The sequence below is a fragment of the Nonomuraea typhae genome (genome assembly GCF_009760925.1).
GTDB lineage: Bacteria > Actinomycetota > Actinomycetes > Streptosporangiales > Streptosporangiaceae > Nonomuraea > Nonomuraea typhae.
Genome location: NZ_VRLV01000006.1, coordinates 78039 through 93243 on the forward strand (window position 1 = coordinate 78039; position 15205 = coordinate 93243).

Annotated in this window: 13 protein-coding genes; 9 read left to right on the forward strand and 4 right to left on the reverse strand. The window is 72.7% G+C overall.

The annotated features are described in order from the left end of the window. Positions 1–7 precede the first annotated feature (7 nt). Positions 8–2884 (forward strand): SCO7613 C-terminal domain-containing membrane protein, encoded by a 2877-nt coding sequence (locus tag FVE25_RS23140; protein WP_157249140.1) that lies wholly within the window; start codon positions 8–10, stop codon positions 2882–2884. 17 nt (positions 2885–2901) lie between these two features. Here the strand turns inward: FVE25_RS23140 and FVE25_RS23145 are convergent, their stop codons facing one another. Together FVE25_RS23145 and FVE25_RS54405 are read right to left on the reverse strand one after the other, a co-directional pair. Then, positions 2902–3813 carry an LLM class flavin-dependent oxidoreductase gene (locus tag FVE25_RS23145; RefSeq protein WP_157249141.1) on the reverse strand — a complete coding sequence of 304 codons (912 nt, stop codon included), beginning with the start codon at positions 3811–3813 and terminating at the stop codon, positions 2902–2904. Continuing rightward, the gene (locus FVE25_RS54405; RefSeq protein WP_219825612.1) at positions 3810–4100 is read right to left on the reverse strand and encodes a hypothetical protein; all 291 of its coding nucleotides are present in this window, start codon (positions 4098–4100) and stop codon (positions 3810–3812) included. The genes FVE25_RS23145 and FVE25_RS54405 overlap by 4 nt, the downstream gene beginning before the upstream one ends. A gap of 92 nt (positions 4101–4192) precedes the next feature. On the opposite strand from FVE25_RS54405, the gene FVE25_RS23155 reads away from it, so the two are divergent. Then, on the forward strand, positions 4193–4621 hold the full coding sequence (locus FVE25_RS23155; protein ID WP_157249142.1) for a MarR family winged helix-turn-helix transcriptional regulator: 429 nt from the start codon (positions 4193–4195) through the stop codon (positions 4619–4621). Positions 4622–4651: 30 nt separating this feature from the next. Next, positions 4652–5596, forward strand: coding sequence for a prolyl aminopeptidase (gene pip, locus FVE25_RS23160; RefSeq protein WP_157249143.1), 945 nt, complete (start codon positions 4652–4654; stop codon positions 5594–5596). On the opposite strand, the gene FVE25_RS23165 is transcribed toward pip, so the two are convergent. Continuing rightward, entirely contained in the window at positions 5593–5964 is a 372-nt protein-coding gene (locus FVE25_RS23165; protein ID WP_157249144.1) for a hypothetical protein, read from the reverse strand. The genes pip and FVE25_RS23165 overlap by 4 nt on opposite strands. A 531-nt stretch (positions 5965–6495) precedes the next feature. Here FVE25_RS23165 and lhgO point away from each other — a divergent pair. The 6 genes from lhgO (at position 6496) to FVE25_RS23195 (ending at position 14004) form a co-directional block, all read left to right on the forward strand. Next, complete coding sequence (gene lhgO, locus FVE25_RS23170) at positions 6496–7686, forward strand: L-2-hydroxyglutarate oxidase (protein ID WP_157249145.1); 1191 nt, start codon at positions 6496–6498, stop codon at positions 7684–7686. A gap of 17 nt (positions 7687–7703) precedes the next feature. After that, on the forward strand, positions 7704–8390 hold the full coding sequence (locus FVE25_RS23175; protein ID WP_157249146.1) for a response regulator transcription factor: 687 nt from the start codon (positions 7704–7706) through the stop codon (positions 8388–8390). After that, positions 8390–9793, forward strand: coding sequence for a HAMP domain-containing sensor histidine kinase (locus tag FVE25_RS23180; protein ID WP_157249147.1), 1404 nt, complete (start codon positions 8390–8392; stop codon positions 9791–9793). Before FVE25_RS23175 ends, FVE25_RS23180 begins: the two co-directional genes overlap by 1 nt. A 69-nt stretch (positions 9794–9862) precedes the next feature. Further along, a complete protein-coding gene (locus FVE25_RS23185) occupies positions 9863–10519 on the forward strand; it encodes a response regulator transcription factor (protein ID WP_157249623.1) in 657 nt (218 codons plus the stop codon). Positions 10520–10528: 9 nt separating this feature from the next. Then, complete coding sequence (locus tag FVE25_RS23190; protein ID WP_246267331.1) at positions 10529–12394, forward strand: GTPase family protein; 1866 nt, start codon at positions 10529–10531, stop codon at positions 12392–12394. Next, positions 12391–14004 (forward strand): GTPase, encoded by a 1614-nt coding sequence (locus FVE25_RS23195; RefSeq protein ID WP_157249148.1) that lies wholly within the window; start codon positions 12391–12393, stop codon positions 14002–14004. The genes FVE25_RS23190 and FVE25_RS23195 overlap by 4 nt, the downstream gene beginning before the upstream one ends. Here FVE25_RS23195 and FVE25_RS23200 read toward each other — a convergent pair. Then, positions 13996–15204, reverse strand: a complete 1209-nt coding sequence (locus FVE25_RS23200) for a cytochrome P450 (RefSeq protein ID WP_157249149.1) — start codon at positions 15202–15204, stop codon at positions 13996–13998. The genes FVE25_RS23195 and FVE25_RS23200 overlap by 9 nt on opposite strands. Position 15205: the final 1 nt, after the last annotated feature.

Genomic DNA, 15205 nt, shown 5'->3' on the forward strand with positions numbered 1-15205 from the left:
CTGGCGGGTGGACTCGGAACTGGCCGGGCTCCGGGCGCGGGAGGCCGAGCTCACGGACCGGCGGGGGCACCTGCTCGGGGTGCTGCGAGGGGAACGCGACCGGGTACGGCAGGCCGCCGCGGCAGGGGTGCCCGCGGGCGTGCCTGGGGGCGTGCCGGGTGGAGTAGCCGGGCCGGGCGGTGCCGGGCGGCCCAGGCCGGGTGGTCCCGGTGGTTCCGGTGGTTCCGGTGGTCCGCAGGGTGTTCCGGCTGAGGTGTCGCGGCGGACGGCGCAGAACCTGCTGCTGATCCTCGGCGGGCTTCTGCTGACCGTCGCGGCGGCCGTGTTCACGCTGGTCAGCTGGGGACACCTGGGCATCGCCGGGCGGGGCGCGATCCTGGCGGTGGTGACCGGGGTGGCGCTGGCCGTACCGGCGCTGCTGCTGCGCCGCGGGCTGAACGCCACCGCGGAGACCGTCTCGGTGCTGGCGCTGGCGCTGATGGTGCTGGACGGGTACGCCGCGTTCCGGGTCGGGCTGCTGCCCGCGGTGTCGGGGGTGGACTACGCGGCCGGGGTGGTCGCGCTGGTGGCGGCGGGCGCCGCCGGGTATGGCAGGCTGCTGCCGCTCCGGGTGGCGCCGATCGTCTCCGTGGTGCTCGCCCAGGCACCGCTGGTGATGTGGTTCCCGGACAGCGCCGCCGAGATCGGGGCCGCCTTCACCGTCACGGCGCTGCTCGACGTGGCCATCTGGCTGCGGTCGCGGCGCATGGGCATCCGGGTGACGGCCGCCCTGTGCCTCGGGGTGTCCGCGTTCGCCGCGCTGCTCATCGCGGCCACGGACTCCGTGGTCGGCGAGATGCTGTGGGCGCCGGTCGGCCTTCTGGTGGTGCTGACCGCCGCCGGACTGTACCTGGGCACCCGGGTCGCACCCGCGGTGCACGGGATCCCGGTGGCGTACGCGGCGATCGCCCTGACCTTCGCCCTGGGCTCGCCGGTCCGGATGCTGCTGGACAACCCGTGGCAGGCGCTGCCGTACCCGCTGGCGGCCGTGGCCGTCATGGCCGTGGCGCTGCGGCTGCCGGCCGGGCTCAGGAAGGCCGGGGTGATCGCGGGCGCGGCGCTGGCGGTTCTGGTGGCGCTGCCGTTCGTCCCCATCGTGGCGAGCGGCCTGTTCTGGCCGTTCCGCAACGTCATGCAGGTGTGGTCGGGGGACCCGGCCGATCCGGCCGTGCACGGGCCGGTGCGCCCGGCGGTGGTGCTGTTCGCGGTGCTGGCCCTGGTCTGCTGGGCGGCGGGCCGCTGGTGGACGTCGTTGGCGACGCGCATCCCCGCCCCCGCCACGTGGCGGGGCGCCTGGGGGCCGGGTGGGCTCGTGCTCGCGCTGGTGGCCCTGCTGGCGGCGCCCGCGGCGTTCGGGCTGCCGTATCCGGTGCTCGTCGGGGTCCCGCTCGTGCCGGCGGTCGCGCTCAGCGTGCTCGCGCTCCGGCGCCCGCTCGCCGGGTGGGCCGCGGGGACGGCCGCGGTCGAGGCGCTGGCCTGGGGGCTCGGCGCGCAGGCCGCCACCTACGTGGTGCTGGGTGTGCTGTTCGTGACCTGGGCCGTCTGGTTCCGCCGCCCGGCCGCCCTGGCCGGGGCCGCGTTGAGCGGTGGCGGGCTGGTCTGGTCGGGGTTCGGCGGGCTCGGGTTCACGATGGCCGACGCGAGCGCGCTGGGGTGCGCCGCGGCCGCGGTTCTCGCCCTGCTCGGCGCGCAGGCCCACCCGGCCCAGGGGGACGGGCGGCGGTTCGGGCGGGTCGCGGCCATCGTGCTGGCCGGGCTGGCCGTGCTGCCGGTGGCGGACCTGGTGGTGCGCGGGCTCCTGAACGTCTCGCCGATCCTCGACCCCTGGGCGGGCGCGCCGGCGCCGGTCGCGTCGCGGTGGTGGGCGCTGCTGGCGCTGGTCGTCGCGGGTGGCGTGCTGGTGGCCGCCACGCGGCCGGTGGCGCTGGTCGTCGTGGCGGGGGTGCTGGCGGCGGTCGTGCCGGTGGCGGTCCGCATGCCGTACGAGATCGGTGTGGGGGTTTTGGTCCTCGCCACTGTGGTGGCCGCGGTCGCGGGTGCGCGGGCTCGGGCGGGGCGCTGGGCGGTGGCGGCGGATGTGGCCGTGGGCGTGGCGGTGTGGCTGGGGGTGCTGGCGCTCGCGGTCGCCGCGGCCACGCAGACGGCGACGCTGGTGACGGTGCCGGTCCTGGCGGCGGTCGCCGCGGCGGCCAGTCTGTGGGGGCGTGCCGGGGTCACCGGGGTCGTGCTGGCCACGGTGCTGGGGGCCGCGGAGGTCGCCGCGGTGGGTGCGGCTCATGGACTGCGTACGGCGAGCCTGGTGGCGGCCGGTGCGGGGGTCGTGGCCGTGGCGGCGGCGGCCTGGAAGCGCAACCCCGGGGCCGGGTACGTCGGGACCGGGTTCCTGCTGGTGGCCTCCTGGCTGCGGTTGTGGGCCGAGGAGGTCACGGTCGTCGAGGCATACACGCTGCCGTTCTCGCTGGTGCTGCTCGGGATCGGCTGGATGCGGGGGCGGCAGGTGTCCTCGTGGAAGGCGTACGGGGCGGGGCTGGTGTTCACGTTCGGGCCGAGCCTGCTGGCCGAGCCGACGGCCCTGCGCTCGCTGCTGCTGGGCGGGGCGGCGCTCCTGGCGACGGTGGCCGGGGCGCGGTTCAGGCTGCAGGCGCCGGCGGTGCTGGGCGCGCTGACGCTGGGCGTGGTGGCCGTCCGCGAGCTGGCGCCCTGGGTGGCCGAGCTGGTCTCCGGGCTGCCGCGGTGGGCGCCGATCGCGGTCGGCGGTCTGTTGCTGCTGGTCATCGGGGCCACCTACGAGGCTCGCAAGCGGGATCTCGTCCGGCTCAAGAACGCCGTGGCCAAGCTCAGGTAGGCGGCCCCGGGCACCGTTCAGGTGGTCGGTGCCGGCGCGGTGGCCTCGCGGACCGCCGGGGCGATCTCGGTGGCCCAGGTGGCGAGGGCGCTTTCGACCGGGGTGCCGTCGGCGACGGGGAAGTAGGTGAACCCGGCCGCGCCGTACTCGACGACGGCGGAGGTGAGCTCCTCCACCCACTGCGCGACCGAGCCGCCCCGCCATCGGCCCGCGCTGTCGCGGGTGGCGGGCAGCGGGCGGGCGGAGATGCGGCCGGGAAGGTTGTAGATCGTGGCGATCTCCCGGGGGTCGCGGCCTGCGGAGAGGGCGGCGGCGTCGATGACGGGGCGCGATCTGGCCACCCGGGCGCTGCGCCAGTCGGCGGCGTGGCCCGGGATCCAGCCGTCCGCCGCCCGGCCGGTGGCGGCCAGGGACTTCTCGCCCACGGAGCCCGTCCAGATGCGCGGCGGCGGGACGGGGGCGGGGAGCACACCCCGCACCTGGGAGAACTCGCCGTCGAAGGTCAGCGGGCCACCGCCGCCGGACATGGCGCGGATCAGCGTGATCGCTTCCTCCATGGCCCGTACGGCTGCCGCCGGGGAGAGCGGCGCGACCCCGAGCTTGACGATCTCCTCCCACGCGCCTCCGGCGCCGATGCCCAGCACGACACGGCCACCCGAGAGGGCGGAGAGGCTGGTGACGGTCCTGGCCAGCATGGGGGCGGGGCGGGTGGGCAGGTTGCTGACGTTCACGAAGGGCGTCAGGCGGGTCGTCCGGCCGAGGATCATGCCGACGGCGGCGTAGGCGTCGAGGCGGTCGCCGACGTACGGGTGGTCGGAGAGGCTGACCAGGTCGAGTCCTTGCCGGTCGGCCTGGGCCGCGTGCTCCAGCATGGTCGCGGCGCCGGCGAGGCTGCTGTCGAGGCCGAAGCCGAACAGGGGCGCGGTCATCGGGCCGCCCCCGCTCCGAGCAGGTCGGCGTGCTGCTGCGCCAGGCGGGCGCCGGAGGCCGGTTCGACGGTCGAGCCGGACAGCCCGGCCGCCCGGTCCCGGCCGTGCGTCAGCAGGTTCTCGTAGGGGATGAACAGGCGCTCGGCCCAGGCCGGATCGACGACTGCGCGCAAGGTGGCCACGTTGTGGACGAAGGTGTCGCGGGGTTCGACGAGGGTGACCTCGGCGACGCCGTCCAGGGCTTTCGCGGCGGTGACGCCGCCGTAGCCGCCGACGGATGCCATCATGGCAGACCTCCAAGTAGTTCAGATAATGAACAGTTTCTATCATGAACCTTGGAGGGGTGCGCAAGTGGGCTAGCCTGAGGGCCGGAGGCGAGATGACGGAAATCGAGGCGGTCAGGGGCGAGGAGCTGTCCCAGGCCCTGGTGGGCTTGGCGCACCACGTGCTGCACCTGTTCAACGACATCGGACGGGGTTACGACCTCACCGCGCAGCAGACCGAGCTGGTGTGCGCGGTGATCGTCCGGGGGCGGGTGCGGATGGGCGACCTCGGCAAGATCATGCACTTGGAGAAGTCCAACCTGAGCGGCCTGGTGGACCGGGCGGAGAAGCGGGGCCTGATCGTCCGCGCCCGTGACCCCAAGGACCGGCGGGTGACCTGGGTCGAGCTGACCGAGGAGGGCCACTCGGTGGCGATGCGGACCCACGGCGACGTGACCGAGCGCCTCAGGAGCCTGGTCGGCGAGCTGCCCGTGGAGGACCGGCGGAGCCTGACGACGGTCGTCGAGCGGCTCACCACGGCGTGAGATATAACAGCACTGTTGTATCTTGGTCTGATGTTTCCTGATATCGAGCCCTATGACCATGGATATCTGGACACCGGGGACGGCAACCTCATCTACTGGGAAGCCTGCGGGAACCCCGAAGGCAAGCCGGCCCTGGTCGTCCACGGCGGCCCCGGCGCAGGGTGTACGGCGGGGCAGCGCCGTACCTTCGACCCGGAGCGCCACCGCATCATCCTGTTCGACCAGCGCAACTGCGGCAGGAGCCGGCCCCACGCCGCCGACCCGGCCACCGACCTGACCGCCAACACCACCCAGCACCTGATCGCCGACATGGAACGGCTGCGCGAGCACCTCGGCGTGGACAAGTGGCTGCTGTACGGCGGCTCGTGGGGCTCCACACTCATGCTGGCCTACGCCCAGGAACACCCGGAACGCGTGTCCGAGATGGTCATCGTGAGCGTCACCATGACCCGCAGGTACGAGACCGACTGGCTCTACAACGGCGTCGGCCGCTTCTTCCCCGAGCAGCGGCAGCGCTTCCGCGAGGGCGTGCCGGAGGCCGGGCGCGGCGACGTGCTGGCGGCGTACGCGCGGCTCATGGCCGACCCCGATCCCGAGGTGCGGAACAAGGCGGCCATCGACTGGATGACCTGGGAGGACGCCGTCATCTCCCTGGAGGTCAACGGCAAGCCGGGCAACTACTCCAACCGGCCGCCCGACGCGCTGCTGGCCATGGCCCGCATCTGCGCGCACTACTTCTCCAACGACGCCTGGCTGGAGGAGGGCGTGCTGCTGGCGCGGGCCCACCGGCTGGCCGGGATCCCGGGCGTGCTCATCCACGGCCGCTTCGACCTCGGCTCGCCGCTGGAGAACGCCTGGGAGCTGGCGCAGGCGTGGCCGGACGCGCGGCTCGTCATCGTGGAGGACTCCGGGCACACCGGCAGCACGACCATGCGGGACGAGATCTTCGCCGCGCTGGCTGAGTTCGCCGGCTAGCTCCTGCGCAGGGTGGCGGTGAAGGTCTCGCCGCGCAGCGCCCGCTCGACCGTCTCGATCGCCCTGGCCAGCCGTACCAGCCGCGGGCCCTCCTCGCGGTAGACGTCGAGGACCGCCTCGACGGTGTGCGGCGGCAGGTGGCCCTTGAGATCGACGGCGGCCGTGCGGTAGCCGGCCCTGGCCGCCTCGATGGCCGCGTTGACGTGATGGCCGGCCATCCTGGCCAGGGCGATGGGATGGCGGCGCAACACCTCGTGGGCCCGGTAGTCGGGTGGCACGGCATCGAGCAGCCAGGTGACCGCCGAGGTCTCCCAATCGGGAACGCTGGGCGGGCGGACCTCCACCGGCCATTCTGGCGGGACGTACATGCTCCCATCGTACTCACGTTCGATTGCGGCTTTCATGGCGACGTCACCGGGAGAGGGGGCATGGATGGCTCACGCGATGGCCTTGGTCATGTTGTCGAAGGTCTCGGCGATCCGGGAGGCGGGTTTGGCCGGCCCCTGGTGCGGAGCGTCCCGGCATCGGAGTTCTGCCCCCGCCGTTGCGGCGCCCGACGGGACCACCCCACGGCCGGCCCTGGCACGGGGTGTGTTCCTGTCGCGGACCGCCTCATGCTCGCGCTGGCCCGGCACCGAGCCCCGCAGGACGTGACCTGAACTGGTCGGCAGCCACCAGCCCGTTTTCCTCAAGAAGCGTCAGGTATGCCTGAACCCCGACCCTCCAGAGCACGCGTGGACGACCCCGGCCGCTCTGGCTGAGGTCAGGCCGAAGGCGCATTTAAGGCGCCCGAGCGGAGCGGAGCACCTTGCCCTTGCGGAAGACACCGTTTCGGACACATTGCGCTGGCTGTCAGCCGAAGGCCACCTCGACGTCCGAAGAATCGGCAAACTAGCTCCGTGACGGAGAAGATTGGGATCGTCGGCGCCGGCATCGTCGGCCTGGCTGTGGCCCGTGAGCTCGCCAGGACCAGAGGCGCCGAGGTGACCGTGCTCGACAAGGAGCACCAGGTGGGCGTCCACCAGACGGGTCACAACAGCGGCGTCGTCCACGCGGGCCTCTACTACCCGCCTGGCTCGCTCAAGGCGAAGCTCTGCCGCGAGGGCGTGGCCATGCTGCGCGCCTACTGTGCCGAGCACGGCCTGCCGTACCGAGAGGTCGGCAAGCTGGTCATCGCCTCGGGCCGGCACGAGCGGCCGCGGCTGGCCGCGCTGGCCGAGCGTGCGCGGGAGAACGGCGTGCCCGGGGTCGCCGAGCTCGACGCGCTCGCGTTGCGCGAGATCGAGCCGCACGCGGTCGGTGTGGCCGCGGTCCACTCGCCGCACACCGCGATCGCCGACTTCCCCGCCGTCGCCCGCCGCCTCGCGCTCGACGTGGCCGAGCTCGGCGGTTCGGTACGGCTGGCGCACCCGGTCAGGGCGATCAGGGAACGCGGCGGCAAGGTCGAGGTGCTGGCCGCCAAGCGCGTCCTGGCCTTCGACCGGCTGGTGGTGTGCGCCGGTCTGGGCACCGACGCGGTGGCCGCCATGGCCGGCGACCCGGGCGAGGTGCGTATCGTGCCCTTCCGCGGCGAGTACTACGCGCTGGCCGGATCGGCCAAGGATCTGGTCAGGGGCCTGATCTATCCGGTGCCCGACCCGCGCTACCCGTTCCTCGGGGTGCACCTGACCCGGCACATCGACGGCGAGGTCCTGGTCGGCCCGAACGCGGTGCTGGCCCTGGCCTACGAGGGCTACACCTGGGGCCGGATCGGGAACGCCCGCCAGATCCTCACCTGGCCGGGCACGTTGCGCATGGCCAGGAAGCACTGGCGCACCGGCGTCAAGGAGGTCTACGGCTCGCTGGTCAAGCGTGAGTTCCTGGCCGCGGCCCGCCGCTACGTCCCGGCGCTGACCGCCGCCGACCTGGAGCGCACGACTGGTGGGGTCCGTGCTCAGGCGGTCGCCCGCGACGGCTCCCTGGTCGATGATTTCGTGATCGATGTCCGGGGAAGGCTGGTTCTGGTGCGTAATGCCCCATCTCCAGGGGCGACGTCGAGTCTGGCCATTGCACGGCATATCGCGGGAGTTGTTCCAGCACCCACCCGCTGAGGGCATCCTTAGGAGTGATGGAATCACGCCTGCTGATCGTCGAGGACGACCCCAACATCCTCGACCTCCTCGCCGCGAGCCTGAAGTTCGCCGGCTTCGACGTCCGCACCGCCCGGAGCGGGCACGAGGCGGTGGCCGCCGTGCAACGGCACCGCCCCGACCTCGTCGTGCTCGACGTCATGCTGCCCGACATGGATGGCTTCGACGTGGTCAAACGGCTGCGCAGCGGCGGCTCGGCCATCCCGGTCGTCTTCCTGACCGCGCGTGACGGCACCGAGGACAAGATCCACGGGCTGACCGTCGGCGGCGACGACTACGTGACCAAGCCGTTCAGCCTCGAAGAGGTGATCGCGCGCATTCACGCCGTGCTGCGCCGTACCGCCACGCAGGCGCCGCCGCCGCGGCTGACCTTCGCCGACGTCGAACTCGACGAGGAGAGCCACGAGGTCTGGCGCGGCGGGAAGCTGGTGCCGCTGTCGCCCACCGAGTTCAAGCTGCTGCACTACTTCATGACCAACGCCGGGCGCGTGCTGTCCAAGCCGCAGATCCTCGACCACGTCTGGGACTACGACTTCAGGGGCGAGGTCGGGATCGTGGAGTCGTACGTCTCCGTGCTCCGCCGCAAGATCGACCACGGCAATCCGCGTCTCATCCACACCCTGCGCGGTGTCGGATACGTGCTCCGCCTGCCACCGGGGCCCTGATGCGCGGGCTGCCCCTGAGGATCAAGCTGATCGCCGCCGTGCTCGCCCTGCTCGGGCTCGGGCTCACCTTCATCGGCGTCATCAGCGTCTCGGTGCTGAACCGCTACCTCATCGACCGGGTGGACGGCCAGATCGAGCTGATCACCCAGCGGGTCAGGGGAAAGCTCAGGCACGACATGGGCAACTCCGTCCCGCGTAAGCAGCTGCTCATCGAATCCGACTCGATCGTCATCATCATGCGCCCCGACGGGAGGCCGGCGCCGCCGTACACCAACCTGCGCGAAGTGGACCTCAAGCCCAAACCCGTGCGGACGGAGGTCGTGGACGCGCCCGTCACCGTCCACGCGGTCAGCGGCGACGGCGAATGGCGGGTCAGGCGCACCGACACCCAGTGGGGCGAGGTGACGGTCGCCGTCGACCTGTCCGAGGTCGGCGACATCACCCGCCGCCTCATCCTCATCGAACTGCTCGGCGGTGGCGGCATCCTGCTCATCCTCGCCGTCGTCGGCGTCGCGCTCGTGCGCCGCAGCCTGCGCTCACTCGGCGAGATCGAGCGTACGGCCGGCGCCATCGCCGGCGGTGAGCTGGGCCGAAGGGTGCCCGACGGCGACCCGCGCACCGAGGTCGGCCGCCTGGCCACCGCGATCAACGGCATGCTCGCCCAGATCGAGTCCGCGTTCGCCGCCCGCTCCGCCTCCGAGGCCGCGGCCCGCCGCTCCGAGGACCGCATGCGGCAGTTCGTCGGCGACGCCTCCCACGAACTGCGCACCCCGCTGACCTCGATCCTCGGCTACGCCGAGTACTCCCGGCAGAATCCCGGCGCCGACCCGTCCGAGATGCTGCGCCGCGTCGAGAAGGCCGCCGGGCGGATGAGCCTGCTCGTGGACGACCTGCTGCTGCTGGCCCGCGTCGACCAGCAGCGCCCCCTGCAGATGCGGCCCGTGGACATGCTCGCCCTGGCCGCCGACGCCGTCCACGACGCCCGCATCCTCGCTCCCGACCGCAACGTGAAACTCGAGGTCGTCGGCGACGCCGCCCTCATCGTCTCCGGCGACGAGGTACGGCTGCGCCAGGTCGTGGCCAACCTCATGTCCAACGCCCTCCATCACACCGACCCCGGCACCCCGGTCACCGTACGCGTCGGCGCGGGGGCCCGCACCGCCTTCCTCGAAGTCGCCGACCAGGGCCCAGGGCTCACGCCCGAGCAGCTGGAACGCGTCTTCGAGCGCTTCTACCGAGCTGACTCCGCCCGCTCCCGGCGCACCGGCGAGGACCGTGGCAGCGGCCTCGGCCTGGCCATCGTCCGGGCGCTCGTGGAAGCCCACGGCGGCGCCGTACGCGTCCACAGCAGACCGGGCGCCGGGGCCACCTTCCGGGTGGAACTCCCACTCGACTTGGAGTGACCCTTCAGCTTTCCCCAAGGTTCCTCGTGCACCCTGTGCTGTGTGAGCAGCACACCAGAAGCGCTGATCATGGTGGTGGACGACGAGCCCAGCATCAGGGATCTGCTCTCCGAGAGCCTGCGCTACGCCGGGTTCGAGGTGATGACCGCCGCCGACGGGAGGGAAGCCGTCGAGATGGCCGGGCGGTCCTCGCCCGACCTCGTCGTGCTCGACGTCATGCTGCCCGACCTCGACGGGTTCGAGGTGGCCAGGCGGATCTCGTCGCCCGTGCTCTTCCTGACCGCCCGGGACGCCACCGACGACAAGATCGCCGGGCTGTCCGTGGGCGACGACTACGTGACCAAGCCGTTCTCGCTGGAAGAGGTCCAGGCCCGGATCCGCGCGGTGCTTCGCCGTACCCGGGGAGAGATCACGCCGCCCAAGCGGCTGCAGGTCGGCGACCTCGAGCTGGACGAGGAGACGCGCGAGGTGTGGCGCGGCGGGCAGAGCGTGCACCTGTCGCCCACCGAGTTCAAGCTGCTGCACTACTTCATGTCCAACGCCGGGCGGGTGGTCTCCAAGGCGCAGATTCTGGAGCACGTCTGGAGCTACGACTTCGGCGGCGAGACCGGGGTCGTCGAGTCCTATGTGTCCTACCTTCGCCGCAAAATGGATGACACCGAGCCCCGGCTCATCCACACGCTGCGCAGCGTCGGTTACGTGCTGAGGGAGCCGTCGGCCGGTTAGCGTGTCCCTATGGAACTGGTGAGCGCATTAGAGTCACTGCGCGCCCGGCTCGACGGCGAGCTCTTTCCGCTCGCGATCGGCGAGGCCGCCGCCGACCGGCTCGCGCTCAAGGAGCTGACCGGGCAGCTCGACGACTACGTGCTGCCCCGGTTGCGCTCGATCGACGCGCCCCTGCTGACCGTGGTCGGGGGCTCCACCGGCGCGGGCAAGTCCACGCTGGTCAACTCGCTGGCCGGCGCCGACGTGGCCGAGCCGGGGGTGCTGCGGCCGACCACGCTCGTGCCCACGCTCGCGGTCAGCCCGGCCGACCAGGCGTGGTTCATGGGCCCACACGTGCTGCCCGGCCTCTCACGGGTGTCCGGGTCCGAGTCGGGGCCCGGCGCGCTGCGGGTGGTGACCGTCCCGTCGCTGACCCCAGGGCTGGCGTTGCTCGACGCGCCCGACATCGACTCCGTCGTCGCGGAGAACCGGCAGCTCGCCGCGCAACTGCTCGCCGCCGCCGACCTCTGGCTGTTCGTCACCACCGCCGCCCGTTACGCCGACGAGGTGCCGTGGAGTTTCCTGCGCGCCGCCCGTGACCGGAGTACGGCTCTCGCCGTCGTGCTGGACCGGGTGCCACCCGAGGCGATGGTCGCGGTCTCCGCCGACCTGACCCGGTTGCTGGAGGCCAACGGGCTGGGCGGGACCAAGCTCTTCACCGTGCCCGAGGCGTTTCTGCCCGGGGAGAAGGCGAGCCTGCCCGCCGCCTCCGTACGGCCCATCGTCACCTGGCTGGCCTCGCTGGCCGCCGACGCCGCCGAGCGGGCCCGCGTGGTCCGGCAGACGCTCTCCGGCGCGCTCGACAACCTCGCCGCCCGCGTGCCCGCCATCGCCGACGCCGTCGAACGTCAGCAGGACGGGTTCGCCTCCCTGCGCTCGATCGTCACCGCCGCGTACGGCACCGCCATGAGCGACTTCGACGCCGGCATGAGCGACGGGAGCCTGCTGAGGGGCGAGGTCCTGGCCCGGTGGCAGGACTTCATCGGGACCGGGGACCTCATGCGGTCCCTGGAGAGCCGGGTCGGATGGGTGCGCGATCGGATCGTCGGGTTCTTCACCGGCAAGGGGCAGGGGGCTCAGCTCCGGGTCGCGCTGGAGAGCGGGGTCGAGGCGCTGATCCGGTCCGCGGCCGACGGGGCGGCCGAGCGGGCGCTCGAGGGCTGGTCGGCCGCGCCTGGCGGGGCCGGGGTTCTGGAGCGGCTGGGGGCCGTCGAGGCGGCTCGGCTCGGGCGGGCGTCCGGGTCGTTGTCCGCGCAGGCCGAGAGCGCGGTGCGAGGGTGGCAGGATCATGTGCTCGAGCTGGTGCGGCAGGAGGGGGCGGGGAAGCGGACCACGGCCCGGGCGGCGTCCTTCGGGGTCAACGGGGCCGGGCTGCTGGTGATGCTGGCCGTGTTCGCGTCCACCGGCGGGCTGACCGGGATCGAGGTCGGGATCGCCGGGGGGACCAGTCTGCTGTCGCAGAAGCTGCTGGAGGCCATCTTCGGTGACCAGGCCGTGCGGACGTTGACCAATCGGGCTCGGGAGGACTTGCGGGAGCGGGTGCAGGAGCTTCTGGAGCTGGAGGCGGGGCGGTTCACCGGGGTGCTGGAGGAGATCGAGCCGCCGGGTGGGACGGGAGAGGCGTTGCGGGAGGCCGCTTCGGAGATTGCGGCTCGCCGGGTGCCTGGTGGGGTTCTGGGCGATTCGGGCGGCGCGGATCAGGCGGATGAGCGGGCCGAGCCGCCAAGGCCGCCCGAGCCGCCAAGGCCGCCCGAGCCGCCAGGGTCGCCCGAGCCGTCAGGGTCGCCCGAGCCGTCAGGGCCGGATATTTCGGATATTTCGGGTGAGGAGCGGTGAGGGTGCTGCGTCGGGGCCCAGGTCTGGACGAACGTCTCGAAGCGCTGCGGGAAGCCGCCGACCTCGCAGAGGGGCGGCTGCCCGCCGACGTCGCCGCCGCCGCCCGCGCGGTCGCCGAACGAGCCGGGGTACGGCGGAGCCTGTCCGTGACCCACACCGTGGCCGCCCTCGCCGGCGCCACGGGCAGCGGAAAATCGACCCTGTTCAACGAGCTGACCGGGACGGATCTGGCCACCGTCGGCGTCACGCGGCCCACCACCTCCACCGCCCAGGCCGCGCTCTGGGACGGCGGCGGGGCCGGGCCCCTGCTCGACTGGCTGGAGATCCCCCGCCGGCACGCCCTGCCCGACCCCGACCCCGGCCTGACCGGCTTGGTCCTGCTCGACCTCCCGGACCACGACTCCATCGAACTCGCCCACCGGCTGGAAGTGGACCGGCTGGTCGAGGTGGTCGATCTGCTCGTGTGGGTGCTGGACCCGCAGAAGTACGCCGACGCGGCGGTCCACGACCGATACCTGCGGCCCCTGGCCCGGCATCGGGACGTCACGGTCGTCGTCCTCAACCAGATCGACCGCCTGCCGCCCGCCGCCGTCGAACGCTGCCTGGCCGACCTGCGGCGGCTCCTGGACGACGACGGGCTGAGCGGCGTGCCGGTCGTGGGCGTCTCCGCGCGCACCGGTGCCGGGCTGCCCGGCCTGCGCACGCTGCTCGCCGACCGGGTGGGCGCCCGCCGCTCCTGGGCGGAGCGGCTGTCGGCCGACGTCGCCACCGCCGCCGACGCGCTGGAGGCGGCAAGCGGGCCGCCGGGCACGTCGTCCCAGGTCTCCGGGCTGGAGAAGCGCCTGACCGCGGCGCTGGCCGAGGCGTCCGGGGTGCCTCTGGTCGTGGACGCGGTGGGCAAGGGGCATCGGCACCGGGCCGTCGTGGCCACCGGGTGGCCCGTCACCCGGTGGATCCGCCGGTTCCGGCCGGATCCGTTGCGGCGCCTGCGCATCGGATCGCCGGGTTCCGCCACGGGCGCGGAGATCGTGGGCAGGACGTCGTTGCCGGCGGCCTCCGCCGTACAGAAAGCACAGATGGACACGGCCATCAGGGACGTCGGCGAGGCCGCGGCGGACGGGCTGCCCCCTTCCTGGGCGCCGGCCGTCCGGCGGGCGGCCCGCTCGCGCGCCGACGACCTGGCCGACGCCCTGGACAAGGCGATCTCCACCACCTCGCTCACCGCCACCCGCCGCCCCCGGTGGTGGCGGGCGGCCGGGGGGCTGCAGTGGCTGGTCTTCGCCACGGCGGCGGCGGGGGCGCTCTGGCTGACGGCGTTGTTCGCCCTGGGCTACCTGCGGCTGCCCGAACCACCGACCCCCACGGTCCTGGAGGTCCCGTGGCCCACGGTTCTGCTGCTCGGCGGCGCCCTGGCCGGGGTGCTGATCGCCCTGCTGTCCCGCCTGGCCGCGTGGCTGGGCGGCCGGCGCCGCGCCCGCATCGCGGCCAAAGCCCTGCGTGCCGCGATCGCCGAGGTGGCCAAGGCCGACGTCCTGGACCCGGTCGCCGCCGAACTCGCCCGCTACGCCGCCTTCAGCGCCGCCCTCACCCGCGCCCGCGATCTAGCGTGAGCCGAACGCCAGCGGCATGTGCTTGATGCCGTTGATGAAGTCCGACCGCATCCGCTTGACCGGCCCGGTGTGCTCGGCGGTGGGGAAGCGGCGGACGAGTTCCCGGATCATGCACGTGATCTGCACCCTCGCCAGCCCGGCGCCGAGGCAGAAGTGCGGGCCTCCGCCGCCGAAGGTCACGTGGTCGTTGGGGTCGCGGCGCAGGTCGAAGCGGTGTGGATCGGTGAAGACCGCCTCGTCGCGGTTGGCCGAGGCGTAGAACGTCACCACCTTCTCGCCCTCGCCGATCTTCTGCCCGGAGATCTCGGTGTCGGTGGTCGCGGTCCGGCGGAAGTTGTGAATGGAGGAGCCCCACCGCAGGAACTCCTCCGTGGCGCTGCGCCACAACTCCTCGTCGTCCAGGCCGTCGGCCAGTTCCCGATAGGCGCCCGGGTGTTCGATCAGCGCCATCATCGAGTGCGCGATGAGATTGCGGGTGGTCTCGTTCCCGGCCACGCAGAGGATGACGAAGAAGGAGTCGATCTCCTCCCGGGACAGCCGGTCGCCGTCCACCTCCGCCTGGACCAGCGCGGTGAGGATGTCCTCCCGGGGACGGACCCGCCGCTCGTCCACCAGGCCGTCGCAGTAGGCGAAGATCTCCGCCGCCGCGATCTCCCCGTCCTCCGGCGTCGTCCGGAAGTCCGGATCCTGGAACCCGACCATCCGGTTCGACCAGTCGAAGATCAGGTGGTGGTCGCTCTCGGGGACGCCGATCAGATCGCAGATCATCTGCAGCGGCAGGTACTCCGCGACGTCCGTGACGAACTCCACCTCGCCGCCCCGCTCCACCACCCCGTCGGCGATCTTCTCCGCCCGCGCCTGCACGGTCGCGGCCAGCTTGCCGATCATCTTCGGCGTGAACCCCGCGCTCACCAGCCGCCGGTACCTGGTCTGCTTGGGCGGGTCCATGTTGAGCAGGGTCAGCTTGGCGATGTCGATGAACTCCGGCGTCTGGGTACGGATGAACGTCGTCCCCAGCTCCGTGGACCACGTCCTGGCATCGCGGCTGACAGCCTTGACGTCGTGGTACTTGGTAACCGCCCAGAAGCCGGTGTCGTCCGGCACCTCGTGCCAGTAGACCGGGGCGTTGCGGCGAAGGTAGGCGAACTGGTCGTGGGGGACGTGGCGTTCCCAGGTGTTCTCGAGCAGGTCGATGTGCATG

Coding starts and splice junctions, on each gene's coding strand:
- FVE25_RS23145 (WP_157249141.1), bottom strand. CDS start 3,813: ATGACCGCGCCCCTGTTCGGCTTCGGCCTCGACAGCAGCCTCGCCGGC.
- FVE25_RS54405 (WP_219825612.1), bottom strand. CDS start 4,100: ATGATGGCATCCGTCGGCGGCTACGGCGGCGTCACCGCCGCGAAAGCC.
- FVE25_RS23155 (WP_157249142.1), top strand. CDS start 4,193: ATGACGGAAATCGAGGCGGTCAGGGGCGAGGAGCTGTCCCAGGCCCTG.
- pip (WP_157249143.1), top strand. CDS start 4,652: ATGTTTCCTGATATCGAGCCCTATGACCATGGATATCTGGACACCGGG.
- FVE25_RS23165 (WP_157249144.1), bottom strand. CDS start 5,964: ATGTACGTCCCGCCAGAATGGCCGGTGGAGGTCCGCCCGCCCAGCGTT.
- FVE25_RS23175 (WP_157249146.1), top strand. CDS start 7,704: ATGGAATCACGCCTGCTGATCGTCGAGGACGACCCCAACATCCTCGAC.
- FVE25_RS23180 (WP_157249147.1), top strand. CDS start 8,390: ATGCGCGGGCTGCCCCTGAGGATCAAGCTGATCGCCGCCGTGCTCGCC.
- FVE25_RS23185 (WP_157249623.1), top strand. CDS start 9,863: ATGGTGGTGGACGACGAGCCCAGCATCAGGGATCTGCTCTCCGAGAGC.
- FVE25_RS23190 (WP_246267331.1), top strand. CDS start 10,529: ATGGAACTGGTGAGCGCATTAGAGTCACTGCGCGCCCGGCTCGACGGC.
- FVE25_RS23200 (WP_157249149.1), bottom strand. CDS start 15,204: ATGCACATCGACCTGCTCGAGAACACCTGGGAACGCCACGTCCCCCAC.